The organism is Paenibacillus sp. 453mf, assembly GCF_900116105.1.
In the GTDB taxonomy this organism is placed as follows: domain Bacteria; phylum Bacillota; class Bacilli; order Paenibacillales; family Paenibacillaceae; genus Paenibacillus; species Paenibacillus provencensis.
This window is the reverse complement of the sequence record NZ_FPAC01000007.1, coordinates 31669-51911: the sequence shown is the minus strand read 5'-3', so window position 1 is coordinate 51911 and position 20243 is coordinate 31669. Positions and strand designations below refer to the sequence as shown.

Below are 20243 nucleotides of genomic sequence, written 5' to 3'. Positions count from 1 at the left end.
ACATGAAGATACTGACAGTGCTCGGAACAAGACCGGAAATTATTCGTCTAAGTCTAATCATTCCCAAGCTGGATCGTTATGCCAGCAGACATATACTTGTGCACACCGGACAGAATTTCACGGAAAGTCTAAGCGGTCAATTCTTCAAAGAACTGGGCTTACGTACTCCTGATTATGTACTGCAGGATAAGGCAGCCTCTCTAGGACGCCAGCTCTCTGCAATGTTCGAGCAGCTGGAGTCCATTCTTGTGAAAGAGAAGCCGGACAAAATTCTGCTTCTGGGTGATACAAACAGTGCATTATCCGCCATTCTTGCCGAGCGTATGGGAATTCCGGTGGTGCATATGGAAGCCGGAAATCGCTGCTTCGATCTGGACGTACCCGAAGAGAAGAATCGGCGGGTCATTGATGCCATATCGACCATTAATATGCCATATACAGAGCAGAGCAAGAATCATCTTATACGCGAAGGTATTCCAAGTCAGCGAATCGTACTGACCGGCAACCCCATCTACGAAGTGATGAAGCTGTATGAAGCACAAACGATGGCCAGCGAAATTATGACTAAGCTGGGACTCAAGTCAGGACAATACTTTCTTGTCACGGCTCATCGGGCGGAAAATGTAGACGTACCATATAACCTTGAGCAAATTATGGAGGGACTAAACAAGGTTGCGGCAGTACACGGCCAGCGGATTATTTGCAGTATTCATCCCCGAACCAGAGCCAGAATTAAAGAGCATCTTAAGCTGGATATGCATCCACTTGTTGAATTTTATGAGCCCTTTGGATTCTTTGACTTTTTGATGCTTGAAATGAACGCCAGATGCGCATTGACGGACAGCGGCACAGTGCAGGAGGAATGCTGCATCATGGGAATTCCGACCGTTACGATGCGGAAGACAACCGAAAGACCGGAAACGGTAGATTGTGGAAGCAATGTTGTATCTGGAATAGACGCGGATCGGATTGCAGAATCCGTGACACTGATGGTGGAGCTGAAGTCCGACTGGGAATGCCCGAAGGGTTACCTGGTTCAGGATGTATCGGATAAAGTCGTCAAATTTCTACTTGGAGGGAAACTGCATGTTTGAAAATCAACGAATCCTTGTGACAGGCGGCACAGGATCATGGGGACACGAACTGATACGCCAGCTCTTAACCATGAATCCGAGAGAGGTCATTGTGTACTCACGGGGAGAATCAAGCCAGGTGGCCATGAGCCGTGAATTCGAAGATGAGCGTCTCAAATTTTGTATCGGCGATATTCGGGATAAGGATGCGCTGATCGCGGCTTGCCGCGGAATCGACTATGTATACCATTTGGCTGCACTGAAGCATGTGCCTGTGTGTGAGGATCAACCTTATGAAGCATTAAAAACAAACGTTATTGGCACGCAGCATGTTATTGAAGCGGCTGTTGAGAATCAAGTTAAAAAAGTGATATACATCTCCACAGATAAAGCGGCTAATCCATCCAATTTCTACGGCATGACGAAGGCAATCGGTGAAAAATTAATCGTTTATGCCAATTTGCTTCATAGCAGCACAGCCTTTGTTACCGTTCGGGGCGGCAATGTGCTCGGTACGAACGGTTGTGTTGTGCATCTGTTCAAGGATCAAATACGCAATAAAGGGATGGTGTCCATCACTGACATGCGTATGACACGCTTCTTCCTTACCCTAAGGGATGCCATTTCGCTCCTGTTCAAGGCTTCTATTGAAAGTGTTGGCGGAGAAATCTTTGTCATGACCATGCCGACCTGCAAAATTGTAGATCTGGCGGAGGTGCTCATTGAAGATGCGGGGGTTCGAGATGTGCAGATTGTCGAACGGGGAACTCGTCCGGGTGAGAAGATTCATGAAATACTGATGAGCGAATTCGAGAGCAGAAATACGGTTGTCTATGATGATCAATATCTCGTCATTTTACCGACATTAAAGCTGCCTGTTCTCAAAGAGAGATATAAGGACTCCGAGCCGGTTACCTTCTCCAGCTTCAGCTCCGAGTTTAATCTTATGACGAAAGAGGAAATCCGTGAAATCCTGCAGCGCGGGGGGTTTCTAGCATGAAATTACTCATCGTAGGCGGACATGGAATGGCAGGCCATATGCTGGTTGAGTATTTCAAGAAGCAAGGTCAGCATGCTGTCTTCTATACGTCACGTGACAAGAAGGACCCAAATAGTCTGATCCTTGATGTGAATGATATTCACAGCGTGGATTTGCTGGTCAAGGCTGTTCGCCCGGATATTATTATTAATGCGGTAGGTATTCTTAACCATCATGCGGATCGGGATATTATTCAGGCTTACCATGTGAATGGATTTTTGCCGCATCGGCTTGCAGCCCTTGCGGATCAAATTCATGCACGGTTGATCCACATCAGCACGGATTGTGTATTCAAGGGAGATGGCACAGGGCAGTATACAGAGGATGCAGTTACTGACGGCGATTCAGTCTATGCGATTACCAAAGCACTCGGAGAAGTTCGTTCTCCGAGTCATCTTACCATCCGCACCTCTATTATTGGTCCTGAAATACGAAAACACGGCATCGGGCTCATGCATTGGTTCTTGAATCAGAAAGGGGTCGTGCAAGGCTATACCCATGTAAGATGGAATGGAGTGACTACACTCGAGCTGGCTAAGGCAGTGGATTACTATATGCAATCTGACACTTCCGGTCTGATCCATCTCGCGCACAAAGAGCCGGTTTCGAAGTATGAGCTGCTTCTGCTGTTTAAGGAAATATGGCAGGCATCGGATACGGTCATTGTGCCGAGCGGAAAAATGGTTCAGGATCGGACTTTGGCGGTGACACGGCAAGACGCGCAGTGGTCGATGCCATCGTATTCCGACATGCTGAAGGAGCTGGCGGAATGGACGAAAATACATTAAAGGATAAAGTTGTGCTGGTAACAGGCGCATCAGGATTTACGGGCAGGCATGCGGTAGACCTGTTAACACGTCTCGGTGCTAAAGTGACGGCAGTCCTTCGCACAGCTTCAAGTATTGTCCTTCCTGATCACACGAATATCTATAGGTGTGATCTTGAAGATCGGCGCTCTGTTCATCAGCTGATACAGAGCACGAAACCTGACTTTGTGCTTCACTTGGCAGGACAGAATTCTGTACCATCCTCATGGTCAGACCCACTGACAACAATCCAGACCAATGTGATGTCCCCGCTATATTTGCTGGATGCTCTCCGGGAGATCCCTCACTGCCGAATCGTTATCATCGGTTCCCGTCTGAAATATACACCGGAGGCTGGCAGTCCACCTGCACCTCCTCATCCGTATAGTCTCAGTAAATATGTCGAAGAGATCGTTACATTGGCATGGACTCATTTATATCGACAGCAAATTATATATGCGGAGCCCGGAAATTTAATAGGTCCTGGCCCTTCCACAGGCATCTGTGCATTACTCGCACGGCATGTTGCTTCTGCGGAAGGCGGGAACAATCCTGATCCATTCCGGCTAGCTTCTCCGGAGGATCGACGTGATTTTCTCGATGTAAGAGATGCAGTATCAGCTTATGTCTTATTGCTGCAAAAAGGATTGCCGGGTGTCGTTTATCCCGTGGTGTCTGGCAAGGAGCGAACACTCGGTGAAGTGGCTGAGCTCATGCTGTCCCTTGCCACCAGAGAGGTACCTGTCGTATGGGGCTCACCAACGTCTGGGCCTGGAGGAACGACAAGCGAGTCTCACCCTTATCACTCTTCACCATCCGGTTTGGGATGGGCGCCTCAAATACCGTTTGAGAGGTCTATTCAGGATATCCTTAATGATGCCCGCCATAGAGAGAGGAGGAGCTAAATGAAGGATCAGCCATTGGTTACCATTGTAATCCCTTTCTTTAATTGTCCATATATTCCTCATGCCATTCAGAGCGCGCTTGAACAGACCTATCCTTCTACTGAAGTGATCGTCGTCGATGACGGCTCAACGGTACACGCCGATTTAATTCATCCTTATATGCCATATATTTATTATCTTGGCAAACAAAACGGAGGAACAGCGACAGCGCTGAATCATGGTATCCGGTATGCATCTGGCGAATATATCGTCTGGTTAAGCTCGGATGACATCATCTATCCAGAAAAGGTTGCTAGGCAAGTTCGCATCATGCAGAAGACGGGCGCTTCTATATCTCATACCAATTTTAATTTTATTGACGAGCAAGGGAGTGTGATTCAATATCGGGCCGGCACGTCATCCATGACCCGAGAGGAAATGCTTCGGATCTTTCTGGTGGGCAATCCGGTAAATGGTTGTACGGTAATGTTTCACAAATCTATTTTTCAGTCCGTCGGCTTGTTTGATGAGTCGTTACGGTATACCCACGATTATGACTTGTGGAACCGCGTATTGCTTGCAGGATACTCCATGCCCTATATTACAGAGCCGCTTACTGCATATCGCAGACATCAGGGAATGGGCACCTTGCGTCATGGTGATGCGATATCACAAGAAATAAGCATAATTAAAGCCAAGTACCAGGATCGTATAAGAGCGCAGAGCTAACCCACGGCAACTGCCTTCTTTCGGTCCTGCCAGAAAGGAGTGATCTCCTACAATATGTATCAGGAATTAGAGCATGCTGACTTTGTCCCCTTATTATGTGAACTGCTGAGGTTTTCAGATAGTGTGCTTGATATTGGAAGCGGTCCAGGGCATTTGCTTGAATATTATGAAAGCAGACTTATAGTTGCGCTTGAAATCCACCGGCCTTATCTTGAGCATCGAGCAAACCTGTCACCGCATATTATCCCGATCAACTCGGATGCAAGGAATATAGGCAGGTTGTTCGTTAACAATTCGTTCTCCACCATTACGATGATTGATTCTCTTGAACACTTTACTAAAAAGGATGGAATCAAACTGCTCCAGCTAGCGGAACAGATTGCAAAGCACCGCATTATCATCTTTACGCCAAGAGGATATTTTCCACAGTCAGGTGTGGATCATTATAAATTGAAGGGTGAAAGGTATCAGAAGCATCACAGCGGCTGGGATGAGCAAGAGCTGCTCTCGCTTGGGTATCATGTAATTGTCCTTAGGGGATTTCATGGTCAGGGTAATCCTTCGTTTGAGACTTCTTTCGACACTGAGCATAAAGCAATGGATGCGATTCTTGCCTGGAAAACACTCGACTCCTAGAGCTTAGGATGGGATTTGGCGCTTCCTTGTGATCCATGTGACTTGATTCAAACAGCGAGGTGATTCGTTATGAAGGCAAAACATCCTAAAGTATCTATTGTAATTCCCGTTTATAACTGCAGTTATGTTCATGAAGCGATTGAGAGTGCCTTGAACCAGACCTATCCTAATCATGAGGTGATTGTGGTCGATGATGGCTCTACAGAGCATAAGGAGCTCGTTACTCCATACATGGACCGGATTCGTTATATACCCAAGGTCAATGGAGGGACAGCAACCGCTCTGAACACGGGTATCGTTCACGCGACAGGAGATTATTTTGCCTGGTTGAGCAGTGATGATACCTTTGTACCTCAGAAGGTCGAACAACAGCTCGACTTCATGCGGAGGCGAAACCTGTCCTTCAGCCATTCAGCTTATAGCTATATTAACCATCTCAGTGAAGAGATCGGTGAAGTATATCCCGAACTTGGCACGAGAGCAGAAATGATTGAGACCCTCCTGATCGGCTGTCCAATCAATGGGTGCACGGTCATGCTGGATATGAAAGTGTTTGAGAGAATCCTTCCCCATTATGACCTCGATATCATTAACAAGCCTCTAGTCCGCTACCGTGTACACGACGATATGGGGACCTTCAAGCACCATCAGGCCATTCAGAATGAGAAGCAGATCATCCAAGCTCTGCACAGGACGACATTACGGTCCTTAATATGATCTATAGGAGGTGAAGCTGTGCGTTTTATTTTTCCTGTGTACACGTTATGCCGCGGGGGAGCTCAGCGTATGCTCACGGAGCTGGCTAATCGGCTGGCAACCATCGGCCATGAGGTCATTATAGTGATGCCAAGACAAGGCGTTGTTGAATATGAGCTGAAGGCTAAGCTGATTCAAACGGGAGTAGGTACGTTGCTGGCCCATCATATTCCAGCCGGTGATGTGATCCTATCCAATTTCTATACAACGGCATATCCTGCTCAGCAAGCAAGTGAGGAGGGGAAAGGCCTGCATATCCGCTTATCTCTATGTTATGAGCCGACCTTTCTCCAAGATAATCAGTATTCCTTTCCTTCTTACAACCTGACACCGAATCTGCTGGTCTTGTCTCGTTGGCAGCAGGATATCATATATTTAAACCATGGGGTCAAGGGTCGTATTATCCCTGTGGGTGTTAGCAGCTTTTTTCATAATATGAACATCCGCGAGCATTTGAATATGCCACTTAATATTACTTCCATTTACCGGAAGGAAGAGGGAGATTTCTCTTGGCATCGGGAACAGAAATATTTGCTTAGCCAGCTGGATATCGTGAAGGCCGTCTATCCAGATGTGGTCATTAACCTGGTTACACCGCCTGGCGAGTATGCAGATTCGAAGGATATACAGCAGCTGCAAGCATCCGGTAAATACCGGCTTTACACGCCGGTGAATGACGAAGAGCTTCGATACCACTACAACCAGACAGACATTTATGTAAGCTCTGGTTCATATGACAGTGGATCTTTGCCTGGACTTGAAGCCATGCGATGTGGTGCAGCGCTTGTCACTTCGTATTCAGGCGGCAATACCGAATATGCGGTTCATGAACGAAATTGCTTGATGTCCTACCGTTACGAGAACCGGCTTGCGCAGGATATCATTCGGCTCATTGAGGATCCGGCACTTCGTCACCGACTTGCGGTGCGAGGCGAACAGGATTCTTATGCTTTTACCTGGGAACGGAGTTACAGCGAGTTTGAGCGTGTTGTGAATGATATCGTCAGCCGTTCGCTGCTGAAATAACGATTGTATGGCAGAGGATATAAATTCATATCAGATTATAAATCTGAATTGCATCCAGAAGATGAAAGGGTTCGGAATTGGCATTGCCGTCGGCTCCCGCTGTAATTAGGATATACTCCTCTCCATCAATGTCAGCATAAGTCGCCAGACATAAGCCTGCCCGCTCGGTATATCCTGTTTTTCCACCCTTAATTTCTCCATTTGCCAACTCCATACTGTCTGACTGATCTGCAAGGGTACTGTATATCGTTATACCTTCGGGATGAAGCGAGCTTGCGCTTGTGCTGTAACGGGTGGTCGTAAATATCTCCTTGAATTGTTCATTGTGAAGAGCATATTTCAACAGAATGGTCAGGTCATCGATCGTAGAATAGTGTTCCTCATCATGCAGCCCTGTCGGATTTGTAAAATGCGTGTTTCGCATTCCGAGCTCGGCTGCTTTTTTGTTCATTTGAACGACAAACTGTTCCTCCGTGGAAGACACAAACTGCGCAAGAGCTACAGAAGCTTCGGCTCCCGATGGCAGCAAGGTGCCATAGAGCAAATCAATGGCCTTTACGTCTTCATGGGGCAGAAAACCGGCCATAGACGCACCTTCAGACACAAGAGGAGGAAACAGCTCGGCATCAAGTCGAACGGTCTGTTCTAGATTGGACAGGCTTTCTATGGCCAGGATGGCCGTCATAATCTTCGTAAGTGAAGCGGGGTATATTTTCTCTTCGGAATTAACGGCAAACAAGGCTTCGTCGTCGGCAAGACGTACCAGCTTGGCGTTCGAGCTGTACAGCTCATATGGCACGATCGGATCCGAAGTCTTTCTTGTATGCTGGAACCATCGATCCGAGGCACGATCTAATTGTTGTAACACATCTTCAAGATCCGCGAGGAGCAGGATGGTAATAAGCAGCAGGATCATTCCTTTGATCGAGAATCGTTTTTTCTTTTTCTTGGTGTTCGACATGCTTAAAAAAACAACTCCTTTACATGGCAGTGCTTCTCGAGTGCTCCTGAGTCTTAATGAATGTAGACTCAGGAGCACTCCTTCCATTCAATCATGTAAGCGGAAGTTGTTTTTTAATTTTTTCTGGTCAAGTTCTTAAGAGTTTCTTAAGATTGTCCCGGAAGCTGTACAATAAATTTGGTATGTGAGCTGTCACTGCTCGCAGTAATGGTTCCGCCATGCGCATTCACAATCTCCTTGGCGATCGCAAGTCCAAGTCCGGCTCCGCCGGTGGCAGAGGACCTGGCAGTATCCAGCCTGTAGAATTTCTCAAATATCGTGCTCAGCTTATGCGGAGGAATGGTCTCACCCACATTGGCGAATGTAATGATCATCGTATTATGCTGCTTCACCGCTGTTATATCCACATTCGTACCTGAATAACTGTAATGGATCGCATTCTTCATAATGTTGTTGAACACTCGCGCAAGCTTGTCCGGGTCACCATACAGAGTCAGATGCTCATCAATCTGGACGGATACGGTAAGCTCATGCTCTGTGAGCATCGGATGGAACTCATCAGCGATTTGCATGAGCATCATAGAGAGGTTAATATTCGTCTGCTCGAGTATAATCTTCTGCAGGTTAAAGCGTGTAATATCAAAGAATTCATTGATGAGCTGTTCCAGGCGGTATGCCTTTTCGAGTGTAATATTCATGTACTTGGCCTTCTGCTCAATCGGCATATCCTTAGCTTCATCCAGCAGACTGAGATATCCAATAATGGACGTAAGCGGTGTTTTAATATCATGTGCCAAATAGACAACCAGGTCATTCTTTCGCTGCTCCGCCTCTTGTGCATCCTTCATTCTTTTCTTAAGCGTGTCTTTTACCAGATTCATCTTTCGCTCAACCACTTCAAGCTCTGAAGATAGGGTTATGGGCTCGTCCGATTCCTCGACCAGCTTATCCATGCTCCGATTGATTTCGTTAAAATAATGGGTTGCTCTGCTCAGTGTCCAATAGAAGATCAGGAACAGCAGCAGGATAAAAAAGATCCCAAGTATCAAATCCTTATTCCGCTGAAAAATAAGGTAGTACAGCTGGGCTGCCGTTTTGTATTCAATGTTTAGAACGACCTCTGCAAATCGGATGAACGAGTCGGCAAAAGGAGCCTCCAGCACACCGTCAATCAGGATGTTCTTGGCTGCCAGCCCAATAATGGCCGTTATGACCGCAGTAAGAAGAATTTGAGCGATTATTTTGTTTTTGAGCTTTCGAAAGTCATCCTTCAACCTTATAACCTACTCCCCAGACCGTTTTAATATATTTGGGCTTGTCCATGTGATCATTCATTTTTTCACGAAGATGCCTGATATGAACCATTACGGTGTTGTTGTTTGTGTAATATTTTTCTCCCCACACTTCCTGGAAGATCTGTTCGGAGCTCAGCACCTGACCTCGGTTAGAGCATAACATCCAAAGGATAGAGAATTCAGTCGGCGTAAGTGAGATAAGCTTCTCGTTCAAGTAACATTCATGGGTGTTCTTATTCAGCAAAAGCCCGGAGAAGGCAATAATTTTATCATCTTCCGTATGCGGGCTCTCCAAATTGTACTTCGTAAATCGCCGAAGCTGGGCTTTGACCCGGGCAACGAGCTCGAGTGGTCGAAACGGCTTGGTTACATAATCATCAGCACCGAGTGTAAGCCCGGTTATTTTGTCGATTTCTTCTTCTTTAGCCGTAAGCATAATGATCGGAAAGTGGTGCTTCTCTCTAATTTGTTGGCAAATATCAAAGCCGCTCATATCTGGAAGCATAACATCGAGGATGGCCAGATTCAGCTTATTGTGCTGGATGCAGTCCAGAGCTTCCTTCCCACTGTAAAATTTATAAACCTCGTAGTTTTCCGCTTTCAAATATAATTCAACTAAATCAGCAATTTCTTTTTCATCGTCTACAACTAGAATCCTTGTGCTCATGGGGACCACCTTTACTTCTTGTCTGTCTTATCCAAGCATCTACATAACTTTATCTTCGATGCGGTTCAATAGATCAATCGGCTTGAACAATGTCTAAATCTTACACTATTCCTTGATCAGAAAGCGAGTCATACTCATAAAACGAACCAAAGCCCTGCAGTAATGAAGAAACAGGGCGTCGCTGCTTCGGCGCAGGTAGAGCAGATTAAAAAATGGAGAGTGCATTCATCATTTGTCTGAACGAGACGGCATATGCGCTGCCGGAAAAATGGTTAACGAGATGCTCCCTGCCTGCACGCCGAATATGTTCACGAAGAGCGTGGTTATCCATGAGCTCGATTGCTTCTGCAGCAGCCTGCTCAACATTGCCGAGTGCATAGAACTTACCCGTCTGATTGTGAGTAATGAAGGCTCTCACGCCATCCGAATCGGAGCTAAGTACAGGTACACCGCAGCTGATGGCTTCTGCAACGGCATAGCCGAATCCTTCCATAATGGAAGTAGACAGCATGATTCCGCCCGATCTGGCGGCCATAGAGTAGTAATGCGGCATCATACTATTAGGAATGTTGCTGAAAATACCAATCTTATCCTCAAGCTCAAGAGCCTTCAGTGTATCGTAAAATTGCTGCTCGTCGGTAGGCACTGCAAGCGTAGGATCATGAAATACCCATATCTTAGCATTAGGCTTGTGCTGAATAATACGGTGGCTGATATGAAGAAACTCCCGCCAGTTCTTATTGTGCTCAAGTCTTCCGATCCACATAATGGCCGGATAAGGTGGTATATCGGTATCGATTGGCGTAAATGTTGTTGTATCCAGCATGTTCGGAATGATAAAACGATGAATGAATGGACAAATCTCCGCAAATAACTGCTGAAGATGGGCTGTAGGGGGGATGAGTACAGCGTTGGCATGCGCTTGAAGATAAGGGATGGCTGTACATATCGTTTCAATCGCAGCTTCTCTTGTACCGAGACCTTGTGCTTCATAAATGATGCGTCCCCTGTAATCCAGAACAAGCCGGAGCCGTTCGATCATGTTGATGTCGGATGTGACGATAATCGCATCATACTGCTGCTGGTTTAACAGAGACTTGATTTCGTTATCATGATTGGTAATAAATACGGTACCGGTATTATTCTGCATACCTGTCCCTGGTTTAAGGTACAGCGTATGGGCTTCAATGCCATGCTGATTCAAAACAGAGCACCGCAAGCGGTTAAGTGTTTCAACGCCCCCGCTTGGAATAAAGAAAGTAAAGAGGACTTTCAAGGCAGATCCCTCCTGCAGTTTCTAATACGCCGGGTAGATAGAACTAAGGGGAAAATGGGCGGTGGTAGGTTATCGTATTTGTCCGTATCCATTTAGTTCGTCTATCTAAAGTACGTGGTAGAACGGAATAGAGTGTGGGCTTAGAGCTACGCATTCACAATTTGGACATATTTTTTTAAGGATTCTTTTAAATTCATTTAAGCCATGTTTATAGTTGGTTGGCTATGCTTAGTATGGATCATATTTAGGTCTGAATTGATATAGAAAGGAAGTAGCCAATGTGCTGAGGTTAGATCAGGTAAGCAAGACGTTCGACAGCCATAGGGGAGTACATCATATGGACTTTTCGATGGAGCGTGGAGAGATCGTCGGTTTTCTAGGTCCAAACGGAGCTGGTAAAACGACAACCATGCGCATGATCACCGGGTATTTGCGGCCGACTGAAGGCAAAGTGCTCCTCGATGGTGAATCCGTGCATGAGCAGGGTAAAAAAGTCCGGTCCCGAATTGGATATTTACCCGAAACGCCTCCCTTGTATCCAGATATGTCGATTCTTTCGTACTTGAGATTTGTTGCTAAACTGAGAGATGTGCCAGCCAGAGAACAAAAGCGCAGAGTTGACGAAATGTTGTCAAGACTTGGACTCACTGGGCGAGAGCGTCAGATCATTAGGACCTTGTCCAAAGGTTACAAGCAGAGAGTAGGGCTGGCTGGTGCAATTATACATAAGCCGGACTTGCTTGTGCTTGATGAACCGACATCAGGACTTGACCCTAATCAAATCATGGAAATCCGCAATCTCATAAGAGAGCTCGGCGATAATCATACCGTACTGCTTAGCACGCATATATTGCCTGAGGTGAGTACCCTTTGCAGCAGAGTGCTGATCATTAATGAAGGACAGCTGGTGATGGATGGGGCTCCTGCATCGATCGGCAGTACAATGAATCAATCATTCCACGTTTCTCTAACTGTAAAGGGAGAATCGGAGACCGTCGTCCCGCTGATTCGAGCCTGGGGAGAGGGATTGGAGGAGAAGGTTCAGCTGAGCACACATAAGGAAGAGGACGGTATCGTCCGCTTAGAACTGAATGCATCTGCTCATTATGATTATAGAGAAGATTTGTTCTATTTACTGGCGAGATCAGAGCTCCCTATACTCGAAATGAAGAAGCAGGACCAATCTCTTGAAGAGATATTCCAGAAGCTGACGACAGATGAAGCCGGAGAAGTGGATTCCGATAAAAAAATTTCACTCCCTATCTCTGCCCCTGAACAAGAACAGGCAGAGCAGAAGGGAAGTGAGAACAGATGAAACGAATGCTTGCTATATTTTACAAAGAGCTGCAAGCTTATTTTCTCGCTCCAACCACCTATTTTGCCTTTGCGGTATATGTCTTGTTGTCGAGTTTTTTGTTTTTCATGAGCTTTGTCTACTATCAGCCAAGTATCGTAGATTATCGCCTTGTTCTGGGAGATACGATATCACTGCTGCTCTATGTTATCCCGCTGCTGACCATGCGGCTGATCGCGGAAGAATTTCGACAAGGCACAGATGAACTCTTAATGACTTCGCCTTCAAGCGTGTTGGAGATTGTGTTCGGTAAGTTTCTGGCGAGTTTGGTCATCCTCATGGCTCTTATTCTGTGCAGCCTTACTTATCCGCTGTTCATGTCCTTCTATGGGGATATCAATGAGACGACGGTGTGGGTATCCGCACTTGGGCTCTTCCTGCTCGGTGCAGCGATGATGGCAATCGGCATGTTTGCCTCCTCTTTATCCCAGCACCAAATGGTTTCTGCCGTGGCAGGCTTTATCCTTCTGTTTGTATTATGGATGCTGGATTCTTTCGGCGGAAATGCTGCAATTACAGCATGGCTTGAACCCTTCTCCTTGTCGAGCCGGTTCATGAATTTCACAAAGGGTGTCATTAGAGGATCGGATGTCATCTTCTATCTTACTTTGACAGCCTTATTCCTCACGCTCAGCATTCAAGGCGTCGAGCGGAAAAGGTGGAGGTAAGAGAGATGAAAAAATGGTTGAATCATACGAACAGTGCCATTATATCCATTGCAGTGATCGGTATTTTTATATTGCTCACGTTATTCATGAACTCATTAGGCGGCTTCCAGCTTGACCTGACAGCGAACAAGCAGAATACATTGTCTGAGCAAACCTTGGAGGCGATTAAAAGTGTGGAAGAAGACGTTAGAGTGCTGGTCTTCACCGTAAATTCCTCCAGTGACGAGCTGCTGAACAGGGAAGTGCAGGATATTGTTGATGAATACAGTAAACGAAACAATAAATTAAAAGTAGAACATTATAATCTGGAGAACGAACCCATCTTGGCCCAGCAGTATGGTCTAACGGCAAGCTCTATTGTGCTTGTCCAAGGGGACAAGCAGCAGGTTATTCCTATGATTGATCTCTTTACTTCTGGTGAGACAGAAGGCTCTTATCTATTCTCCGGAGAAGAGAAGCTGACGCAGGCATTGAATTCGCTCTCTTCTGATGAAGTACACCGAGTGGCCCTTCTTACAGGGCATGGCGAGCTGGACTTGTCTCTCGCAACAAGCTTTCAATCATCCCTGAATCAGAGCAATGTCGAGACCGAAGAAATATCTCTTGCAGCTGGAGAGTCCGTGCCGGAAGGAACGGATGTACTGGCTATTCTGGGACCACAAAACGATCTGACGGATACAGAGATGAAGCAGATACAGTCGTATATGGACAATGGTGGGAAATTGCTGCTTACGATGGCTTTTCATGAAAATATGGATACCGCCTGGCCTAATGTTGACGCGCTCGCTGAGCAATATGGAGTCCATAACGAACACGTGGTAATGGTGGACCCGGAACAGTCGCTGACCATGGGACCGCTGTGGTCCATGCCGGTATTTCAGTCTCACACGATTACAGATAAGCTGATTGAGAATAACTTAACCCCGGTATTTTCACTCACTCTTGGGCTCAGCGCCACCGAGCAGGAGAAATGGACGGTCGCTCCGATTGTGAAGTCTTCAGATAGCAGCTATGGGGAAACGAATGTGGAAGGGCTGCTCGTAAACGAAACGGACAATGATGCAGATGCCGATCTGCAGGGACCTGTAGATGTGGGATATGCCATAAGCACAGCGGAAGGGAAGCCAAAGGCAGTTATACTGGGTGCAACCACTTTTATTCAGGATTCGGAATTTTCGACGGGCGGGAACCGTGATTTTATTCTAAACACGGTAAATTACTTGGCTGAGAAGGAGAACGGCGTTACGATCAGACCCAAAGAGCAGGCGGGCTATGAATTGGCTTATTTGACACCGTCTCAAGGCTCTGGAATTTTTGTTATCTCCGTCATTTTATTCCCGCTGCTGTTTGTTATTGCAGGTATTCTATTATGGTGGAGGCGGAGAAGATAATGAAGAAATTCATTCCTACTCTGTTGCTGCTGGTGATTCTGGCAGGCGGCTGGATCTACGCTCACTCCCAGAACTACTTCAAGGAAGAACCGGAAACGGCTCGCAAGCTCATGGATACCAGCACCATTGATCCTGGTGAAATCGAGAAATTCAGTGTTATTACCGGAGGGGAAGAAGTCCAGTTGACCAAAGAGCAGGATGGCTGGGTCATGACGAAACCCGAGGCTTATCCCGTGAACAGCTATGCAGTAGGCAACTGGCTAGAAGCACTCCGTACAGCTGAAATTACGAAGGTAATCGTGGATAACCCAACGGATGTCGAGAAATACGGCCTTGATCTTGCTGGAGACGGCATCGTCATGACAGCTCAGAATGGCACTGAATTAACCTTGGCCGTTGGTCATATGTTGCCTACAGGAGAAGATAATTATGTGCAGATTGACGGAAGTCAGGTGGCAGCTGTGAGCGAAGCTCAGGTTTCAAGCCTGATGCTCAGTCCGCTTCAATTCATGGATACAACGCCATTCGAATGGGACAATGACCAGCTAGAATCGCTGGAATGGGAAGGTGAAGATTCGACTTGGGTGCTGAGACGTACACCAGAGGAAGAGAACAGCTGGACCATGAATGGTAAGGATGTTGAGCTCGCTGAAGCGGATTCCTTAATGAATCTGACAAAGAATATTGCTACAGATCAAGTACTCAAGCCGCTTGATGCCGATCAGGCTCAGATTGCTTTTACATTGACCGCAGCATTGGAAGACGGTACGAACAGAGTATATCAAGGCTGGATGAATTCATCAGAGCCCGGAGTGATCTTCGTCAAGACAGCAGATGATTCACTCAGCTATGTTCTTGCGGCAGATTCCATTCAAGAAATTAAGGACAAAGCAGAAGAGCTGCTAATCAGCGATGCGGAAGTGAATGATGCAGATACTGAGTGAAGCAGATACTAAATAAAACTTAAATATAACAAGGAAAATCGCCATTTGGAATGAACGATAGAATTGAATGAGATCCTTCGTTCAGATCTTAGTTGAATCTATCTCTGATGGCGGTTTTTCTTTTTTTACAATATCAGTCGATTCGGATGAAGCAAGATACGTAGTTGAAGGCATACAGATTCATCAGTTGGTTCCAAATCCTTTCAGCATATAGGTTAGCAGATTGGTGCACCTTAATGGAGTACCCTAACCTACACTTGAAATGGAGGATGAACGAATGCCAGGAATGAACAAAACGAAAGCGATCACTTTATCTTTATCTACCGCCTTACTTGTCATGTCTGGATTAACAGGCTGTGGAACAAACACGGATCATAATTTGAACACTAATCAAGTGCGTAACAACAAAGCCAGTAATAACAAGCAGTTCGGTTTAAATGCGAACAGTGTTCATCGTACCAATAATCTCAGAAACAGCGATGATCTGTCTAAGGTTGTATCTGATATGGATGGAGTGGGAAATGCTTATGTTCTCCTTACTGATAATAATGCTTATGTTGCGGTATCGCTCAAAGACGGAGTTCAGCCGCAAAGCACCCGCCATCACAATCAACGTAATATGAAGAGCAAGAACCTCAGCAGCATGGGTGTAAAGACTGGGACACGAGCTCCTTATACAACAAGCGGGATCGCTCCTGGGCTCACCAATGACTACTCCCAGAGCAACATGCTTGGAGACAACGCGAACGGTCCTCGAGGAGCAGGTGGGATATTTAATCCTAACAATGTTCGAATGAATGAGACAAAAGGTCCGACTACGTATACAAAAATGAATGATCATGACGTGGCCGAAGAAGATGTATCCGATCTAATGAAGAAAGAGATCACAGGGAAGATCAAAGAATTGGCTCCAAATGTGAAAAATGTCTACATCTCGGCGAATCCAGACTTTGTAGGTCGCGCTCAAGGTTATGTCAATGATGTTGCCGAAGGTAGACCAATCAGCGGATTTATTGATGAATTTCAAACCATGATGGATCGTTTGTTCCCGACGAATGGAACAATGATGGACAACAATAAAAATCGTTAATCCAGAATAGAAGAGCTTATGGGGAATGAATATAAAAAGGCGTTGTTCTTAGAGAGATAATCTAAGGGGACAACGCCTTGTCTTACTTTAATTTAGTTTGTACCGTGGTTAGTTGCTATCCGTACTTAGTGCACGTCCTTTAATCCAAACCTGTTTAAGTTCGAGGGAGGCATCCAACAGCAGTAGGTCCGCTTGCTTCCCTTGCTCAATGGTTCCTGTGGCATCCAAGATGCCCAGAAGCTCGGCCGGATTATGACTAGCTGCCTGCGAAGCTTCTATTATACTGAGCCCGGCCTCCTGCATGAGGAAGCGGAAGCCGCGAATCATCGTGAGTGTGCTGCCTGCAAGAGTAACACCATCCTGTAAACGAGCCACACCTTCCTTGACGATAACCGGCAGGTCACCGAGCGTGTAATTCCCGTCCTCAAGCCCAGTCGCTGATATGGCATCCGTAATGAGTACCAGCTTCTGCAGCTTGCTTTTTAACTGAGCAAGAAGAGACACCGCAGCAGGATGGACATGAATTCCGTCTGCAATCACTTCAGCGCTGATTCGTTCATCACTGAGCACAGCCCCGGCTACACCTGGTTTACGGTGATGAAGAGGCGTCATCGCGTTAAAGGTATGAACAGCATGATGGAGTCCCGCTTCAACAGCGGCTTCTACTTCTTCATAAGTTGCATCTGTATGACCTAATGCGGCGATGATTCCTTTTTCTCTGAGCCATGCGATCACCTCATGCGCACCTTGTTGCTCAGGTGCAAGAGTTACTTGCTGAATGAGTTCAGGATATTGCTGTTCCCAAGAGATCAGCCAGTTTACATCCGGCAGCGAGATATGATCTGGATTTTGTGCTCCAGGCCATTTGGGACTAATAAAGGGTCCTTCCAAATGAACCCCTGCAAGCTGTGCGTAAGGCATCTCTTTGGAACGGTATTTGTTCACTTCGCTGAGTACCTTGTCAATCCAATCTTTAGGTGCGGTCATAGTCGTAGCGAGCATCGTCGTCGTTCCTTGAGAAGCATGGTAAGACGTTATCGTATCGAGTACGCTCTGATCTGAGTTCATGAAGTCCTCACCACCGCCGCCATGGACGTGGATATCAATGAAGCCGGGAAGAATATATCCATCCTCGCTTGTGAACGTTTCAATGTCCCCTTCGTTCCATCGATGGGGTAAGCCCGCATTCGTCCCTGCGTATACGATGGTTTCATTCTCAATGACAACAACGCCATCCTCAATCAGGCTGTCTTTGGTTACTACATTTCCGTATATTTTAGTAAGCAACTACATCAGCCTCCCTGCACCACGGTCTAACAGTACAATAACGTTTGGATGGCACTGAAGCAAGGAAGCAGGGCACTCAGTTGTAATGGGACCGGTCAGGGCTGTACGAATAATTTCTGCCTTGTCTTCACCACGGGCAACGAGAAGAATTTGTTTCGCTTTTAGAATAGAGCCGACGCCCATCGTCATGGCCTGCTTAGGCACATCGGATGGAGAATCAAAGAATCGTGCGTTCGCCTTGCGGGTTTCCTCTTTGAGATCAACGACATGAGTTCCGCTCGTTAGGCTTGACCCAGGCTCATTGAAGCCGATATGCCCGTTATGTCCTATGCCTAGCAGCTGGATGTCGACAGGGCCGTGATCATTGACAAGCTGCTCATAATGAGTACATTCCACTGCTAGATCAGATGCATTCCCATTCGGTACATGGTTGTGGTTCATATTCATATCAATGTGATTAAACAATTGCTCATTCATAAAGCTCCGGTAGCTCTGTGGATGATCTTCAGGAAGTCCTACATACTCATCAAGATTGAAGGAGGAGGCTTGGGCAAAGCTGACGAGCCCTTTGCTATACATTTGAATAAGTTCCTTATATATGCCGACAGGGGAACTTCCTGTTGCGAGACCCAATACGGCCTTACGCTTGGATTGCAGAAGAGCGGCAATGATTCCGGCCCCGGTTGCATTCAAGTCCTGTTCATGTTCAAAAGTCCAAATATTCATATTATCTCACCCTTCATTTCTTAGTTTGGTACGCTGCACTTGCTCATAGGACACATTCAATCTAGGGACAAACCGATCAAAGTCGTGACTAACCATGCCGGTAAATATAATATCGATCACATGAAGGAGTGCGATACGAGAGGCCATGTCTCCTCTTCGCATGCCCTGTTCCAGGGAAGATGTGAATAAGGGAATATCCGCAATGGATGCCAGTGTACTGTGTCCATAAGAGGTTAGAGAGATGGTACGGGCTCCGTTTTCTTTCGCACAGAGGAGTGCATCAATCGTATCCTGTGTTTCACCCGAATAGGACACGGCAACAGCAACGTCCTCTTCTTCTAATGAAGAAGCTGAAGTGACCTGCATATGCCCGTCCGAAAAAGCAGTACAGGAAACGCCGATACGGATCAGCTTCTGATAAAAGTCCTGCGTCACAATGGAGGAGGTAGCTACCCCGTACAGATCGATGCGTCTAGCGCTGCACAAGAGCTTAATCGCATCCTCCAGGCGTTCATGATCAAGTAAACGGGTGGTATCTGTAATGGAAGCGAGATGGTTCGCTTCAATAGCTTCTATAATGGTAGTAAGTGAATTTCCTGCGACAATATCCTGATAAGCTGTGACTCCCGTAGGCTGGGAAATTTCTGCTGCCAGCTTCATCTTAAAGTCAGGAAAACCTCTGAAATGACGAGATTTGCAAAAACGGGTTACCGTTGCAGGACTCGTACCGCTGTTCTCAGCTAGTTCCTTAATCGATAACCCGGTCACCTCAGCGGGAGATGCCAAAATAACTTCTGCAATCCGGCGTTCCTGGGAAGGAAGCTGATCGAGCTCTCTGGAGAGAGCATTAAGTATTGTCGTCATAACTCATCCGCCTTGTTAGAAAATTAATTTCACAAATATATTGATTTTAATGAAAATTATTTTTGTATAATTTCATCTTAATCAAAATGCCTTGCAAAATCAACCGTCAGCGACACATTTCCTTAACCCTACTAGCATGTACGTGAAGGCGGATCTTTAGCCCAATTTTTTCCGCGCATTGAACCAATATAGGTGATTTTACATAAGATGATTTGACTGTATCCCTTAACCTTGTTACACCATACAAACCCGGGCAAGGAGGGGTAAACATTGAAGGGTGACCACAAGAGCAAATTTTTGTTGACCCACCGTGAACGCGAAGTATTCGAGCTTCTGGTGCAGGACAAAACGACACGAGACATTGCAGGACTTCTCTTTATCAGCGAGAAAACCGTCCGAAATCACATTTCTAATGTCATGCAAAAACTCAATGTTAAGGGTCGTTCACAAGCGGTAGTGGAATTGATCAAATTAGGAGAATTAAAAATCTGACGAAGACACGGGGTTCATTCGTTTTCGTCATGGCCCTCTTCGCTCATCTAATTGGATGAGAGAGGAGGGCTTCCGTTTGTGTGAGGAGAAGAGAAATGGGCTGACTGGAGGTATACATAGGTGGAGGGGAATGAAGCTACTGGGTGGAATATGCTGCTTTGGAGGAAGGGGAAAGGGCTGTTTTGTTGCGATTGTTGCGTACTGTGGTGGAAGGGGAAACGCTGTTTTTGTGCTGTTCACTCCGGTTGTTTTTGCTTGGACGCAGGTATGTCGAGGGAG

21 protein-coding genes are annotated in these 20243 nt (G+C 46.3%); 14 read left to right on the top strand and 7 right to left on the bottom strand.

Translation table 11 applies throughout. The features are described from left to right. Positions 1-2 precede the first annotated feature (2 nt). The 8 genes from wecB (at position 3) to BM415_RS20935 (ending at position 6949) form a co-directional block, all read left to right on the top strand. Positions 3-1094: a non-hydrolyzing UDP-N-acetylglucosamine 2-epimerase gene (gene wecB / locus BM415_RS20970; RefSeq protein ID WP_091161068.1), complete on the top strand. Its 1092-nt coding sequence runs from the start codon at positions 3-5 to the stop codon at positions 1092-1094. Further along, on the top strand, positions 1087-2073 hold the full coding sequence (locus BM415_RS20965) for a polysaccharide biosynthesis protein (protein ID WP_091161066.1): 987 nt from the start codon (positions 1087-1089) through the stop codon (positions 2071-2073). The genes wecB and BM415_RS20965 overlap by 8 nt, the downstream gene beginning before the upstream one ends. After that, positions 2070-2900 (top strand): SDR family oxidoreductase, encoded by an 831-nt coding sequence (locus BM415_RS20960; RefSeq protein WP_091161065.1) that lies wholly within the window; start codon positions 2070-2072, stop codon positions 2898-2900. Before BM415_RS20965 ends, BM415_RS20960 begins: the two co-directional genes overlap by 4 nt. Next, positions 2882-3823 carry an NAD-dependent epimerase/dehydratase family protein gene (locus BM415_RS25705; RefSeq protein ID WP_091161063.1) on the top strand — a complete coding sequence of 314 codons (942 nt, stop codon included), beginning with the start codon at positions 2882-2884 and terminating at the stop codon, positions 3821-3823. Before BM415_RS20960 ends, BM415_RS25705 begins: the two co-directional genes overlap by 19 nt. Next, positions 3824-4531 (top strand): glycosyltransferase, encoded by a 708-nt coding sequence (locus BM415_RS20950; RefSeq protein ID WP_091161061.1) that lies wholly within the window; start codon positions 3824-3826, stop codon positions 4529-4531. It begins immediately after the preceding gene. 54 nt (positions 4532-4585) lie between these two features. Continuing rightward, the gene (locus BM415_RS20945; RefSeq protein WP_091161059.1) at positions 4586-5167 is read left to right on the top strand and encodes a class I SAM-dependent methyltransferase; all 582 of its coding nucleotides are present in this window, start codon (positions 4586-4588) and stop codon (positions 5165-5167) included. A 69-nt stretch (positions 5168-5236) separates the two neighbouring features. Further along, positions 5237-5884: a glycosyltransferase family 2 protein gene (locus tag BM415_RS20940; protein WP_091161057.1), complete on the top strand. Its 648-nt coding sequence runs from the start codon at positions 5237-5239 to the stop codon at positions 5882-5884. A gap of 18 nt (positions 5885-5902) precedes the next feature. Further along, positions 5903-6949 (top strand): glycosyltransferase family 4 protein, encoded by a 1047-nt coding sequence (locus BM415_RS20935; protein ID WP_091161055.1) that lies wholly within the window; start codon positions 5903-5905, stop codon positions 6947-6949. A gap of 25 nt (positions 6950-6974) precedes the next feature. On the opposite strand, the gene BM415_RS20930 is transcribed toward BM415_RS20935, so the two are convergent. The 4 genes from BM415_RS20930 to BM415_RS20915 form a co-directional block, all read right to left on the bottom strand. Next, the gene (locus BM415_RS20930; RefSeq protein WP_091161053.1) at positions 6975-7910 is read right to left on the bottom strand and encodes a D-alanyl-D-alanine carboxypeptidase family protein; all 936 of its coding nucleotides are present in this window, start codon (positions 7908-7910) and stop codon (positions 6975-6977) included. 146 nt (positions 7911-8056) lie between these two features. Continuing rightward, positions 8057-9184, bottom strand: a complete 1128-nt coding sequence (vanS, locus tag BM415_RS20925) for a vancomycin resistance histidine kinase VanS (protein ID WP_091161051.1) — start codon at positions 9182-9184, stop codon at positions 8057-8059. Then, entirely contained in the window at positions 9174-9872 is a 699-nt protein-coding gene (gene vanR, locus BM415_RS20920) for a VanR-ABDEGLN family response regulator transcription factor (RefSeq protein WP_091161049.1), read from the bottom strand. The genes vanS and vanR overlap by 11 nt, the downstream gene beginning before the upstream one ends. Positions 9873-10077: 205 nt before the next feature. Further along, on the bottom strand, positions 10078-11148 hold the full coding sequence (locus BM415_RS20915; protein ID WP_091161048.1) for a glycosyltransferase family 4 protein: 1071 nt from the start codon (positions 11146-11148) through the stop codon (positions 10078-10080). A 280-nt stretch (positions 11149-11428) separates the two neighbouring features. Between BM415_RS20915 and BM415_RS20910 the strand changes: the two genes are divergently transcribed. From BM415_RS20910 to BM415_RS20890, 5 genes are all read left to right on the top strand, one after another. Beyond that, complete coding sequence (locus BM415_RS20910) at positions 11429-12463, top strand: ABC transporter ATP-binding protein (protein WP_244533627.1); 1035 nt, start codon at positions 11429-11431, stop codon at positions 12461-12463. Beyond that, positions 12460-13170, top strand: a complete 711-nt coding sequence (locus BM415_RS20905) for an ABC transporter permease (RefSeq protein WP_091161044.1) — start codon at positions 12460-12462, stop codon at positions 13168-13170. The genes BM415_RS20910 and BM415_RS20905 overlap by 4 nt, the downstream gene beginning before the upstream one ends. 5 nt (positions 13171-13175) lie before the next feature. Continuing rightward, positions 13176-14561: a GldG family protein gene (locus BM415_RS20900; RefSeq protein ID WP_091161042.1), complete on the top strand. Its 1386-nt coding sequence runs from the start codon at positions 13176-13178 to the stop codon at positions 14559-14561. Next, the gene (locus tag BM415_RS20895) at positions 14561-15505 is read left to right on the top strand and encodes a DUF4340 domain-containing protein (protein WP_170862578.1); all 945 of its coding nucleotides are present in this window, start codon (positions 14561-14563) and stop codon (positions 15503-15505) included. The genes BM415_RS20900 and BM415_RS20895 overlap by 1 nt, the downstream gene beginning before the upstream one ends. 277 nt (positions 15506-15782) lie before the next feature. After that, entirely contained in the window at positions 15783-16595 is an 813-nt protein-coding gene (locus tag BM415_RS20890) for a YhcN/YlaJ family sporulation lipoprotein (RefSeq protein ID WP_170862577.1), read from the top strand. Between the two features lie 108 nt (positions 16596-16703). Here the strand turns inward: BM415_RS20890 and nagA are convergent, their stop codons facing one another. From nagA to BM415_RS20875, 3 genes are read right to left on the bottom strand one after another with little or no spacing between them, the layout of a single operon-like run. After that, positions 16704-17882, bottom strand: a complete 1179-nt coding sequence (gene nagA / locus BM415_RS20885) for an N-acetylglucosamine-6-phosphate deacetylase (protein WP_091161037.1) — start codon at positions 17880-17882, stop codon at positions 16704-16706. Further along, positions 17883-18608 carry a glucosamine-6-phosphate deaminase gene (gene nagB, locus BM415_RS20880; RefSeq protein WP_091161036.1) on the bottom strand — a complete coding sequence of 242 codons (726 nt, stop codon included), beginning with the start codon at positions 18606-18608 and terminating at the stop codon, positions 17883-17885. Positions 18609-18614: 6 nt separating this feature from the next. Continuing rightward, on the bottom strand, positions 18615-19472 hold the full coding sequence (locus tag BM415_RS20875) for a MurR/RpiR family transcriptional regulator (RefSeq protein ID WP_091161034.1): 858 nt from the start codon (positions 19470-19472) through the stop codon (positions 18615-18617). A 270-nt stretch (positions 19473-19742) separates the two neighbouring features. On the opposite strand from BM415_RS20875, the gene BM415_RS20870 reads away from it, so the two are divergent. Then, on the top strand, positions 19743-19964 hold the full coding sequence (locus BM415_RS20870; RefSeq protein ID WP_047913631.1) for a helix-turn-helix domain-containing protein: 222 nt from the start codon (positions 19743-19745) through the stop codon (positions 19962-19964). Positions 19965-20243: the final 279 nt, after the last annotated feature.

Excerpts from the sequence above, each read along its gene's own strand:
- wecB (WP_091161068.1), top strand. The coding sequence starts at position 3 with ATGAAGATACTGACAGTGCTCGGAACAAGACCGGAAATTATTCGTCTA.
- BM415_RS20965 (WP_091161066.1), top strand. The coding sequence starts at position 1,087 with ATGTTTGAAAATCAACGAATCCTTGTGACAGGCGGCACAGGATCATGG.
- BM415_RS20960 (WP_091161065.1), top strand. The coding sequence starts at position 2,070 with ATGAAATTACTCATCGTAGGCGGACATGGAATGGCAGGCCATATGCTG.
- BM415_RS25705 (WP_091161063.1), top strand. The coding sequence starts at position 2,882 with ATGGACGAAAATACATTAAAGGATAAAGTTGTGCTGGTAACAGGCGCA.
- BM415_RS20950 (WP_091161061.1), top strand. The coding sequence starts at position 3,824 with ATGAAGGATCAGCCATTGGTTACCATTGTAATCCCTTTCTTTAATTGT.
- BM415_RS20945 (WP_091161059.1), top strand. The coding sequence starts at position 4,586 with ATGTATCAGGAATTAGAGCATGCTGACTTTGTCCCCTTATTATGTGAA.
- BM415_RS20940 (WP_091161057.1), top strand. The coding sequence starts at position 5,237 with ATGAAGGCAAAACATCCTAAAGTATCTATTGTAATTCCCGTTTATAAC.
- BM415_RS20930 (WP_091161053.1), bottom strand. The coding sequence starts at position 7,910 with ATGTCGAACACCAAGAAAAAGAAAAAACGATTCTCGATCAAAGGAATG.
- vanR (WP_091161049.1), bottom strand. The coding sequence starts at position 9,872 with ATGAGCACAAGGATTCTAGTTGTAGACGATGAAAAAGAAATTGCTGAT.
- BM415_RS20905 (WP_091161044.1), top strand. The coding sequence starts at position 12,460 with ATGAAACGAATGCTTGCTATATTTTACAAAGAGCTGCAAGCTTATTTT.
- BM415_RS20900 (WP_091161042.1), top strand. The coding sequence starts at position 13,176 with ATGAAAAAATGGTTGAATCATACGAACAGTGCCATTATATCCATTGCA.
- BM415_RS20895 (WP_170862578.1), top strand. The coding sequence starts at position 14,561 with ATGAAGAAATTCATTCCTACTCTGTTGCTGCTGGTGATTCTGGCAGGC.
- BM415_RS20890 (WP_170862577.1), top strand. The coding sequence starts at position 15,783 with ATGCCAGGAATGAACAAAACGAAAGCGATCACTTTATCTTTATCTACC.
- nagB (WP_091161036.1), bottom strand. The coding sequence starts at position 18,608 with ATGAATATTTGGACTTTTGAACATGAACAGGACTTGAATGCAACCGGG.
- BM415_RS20875 (WP_091161034.1), bottom strand. The coding sequence starts at position 19,472 with ATGACGACAATACTTAATGCTCTCTCCAGAGAGCTCGATCAGCTTCCT.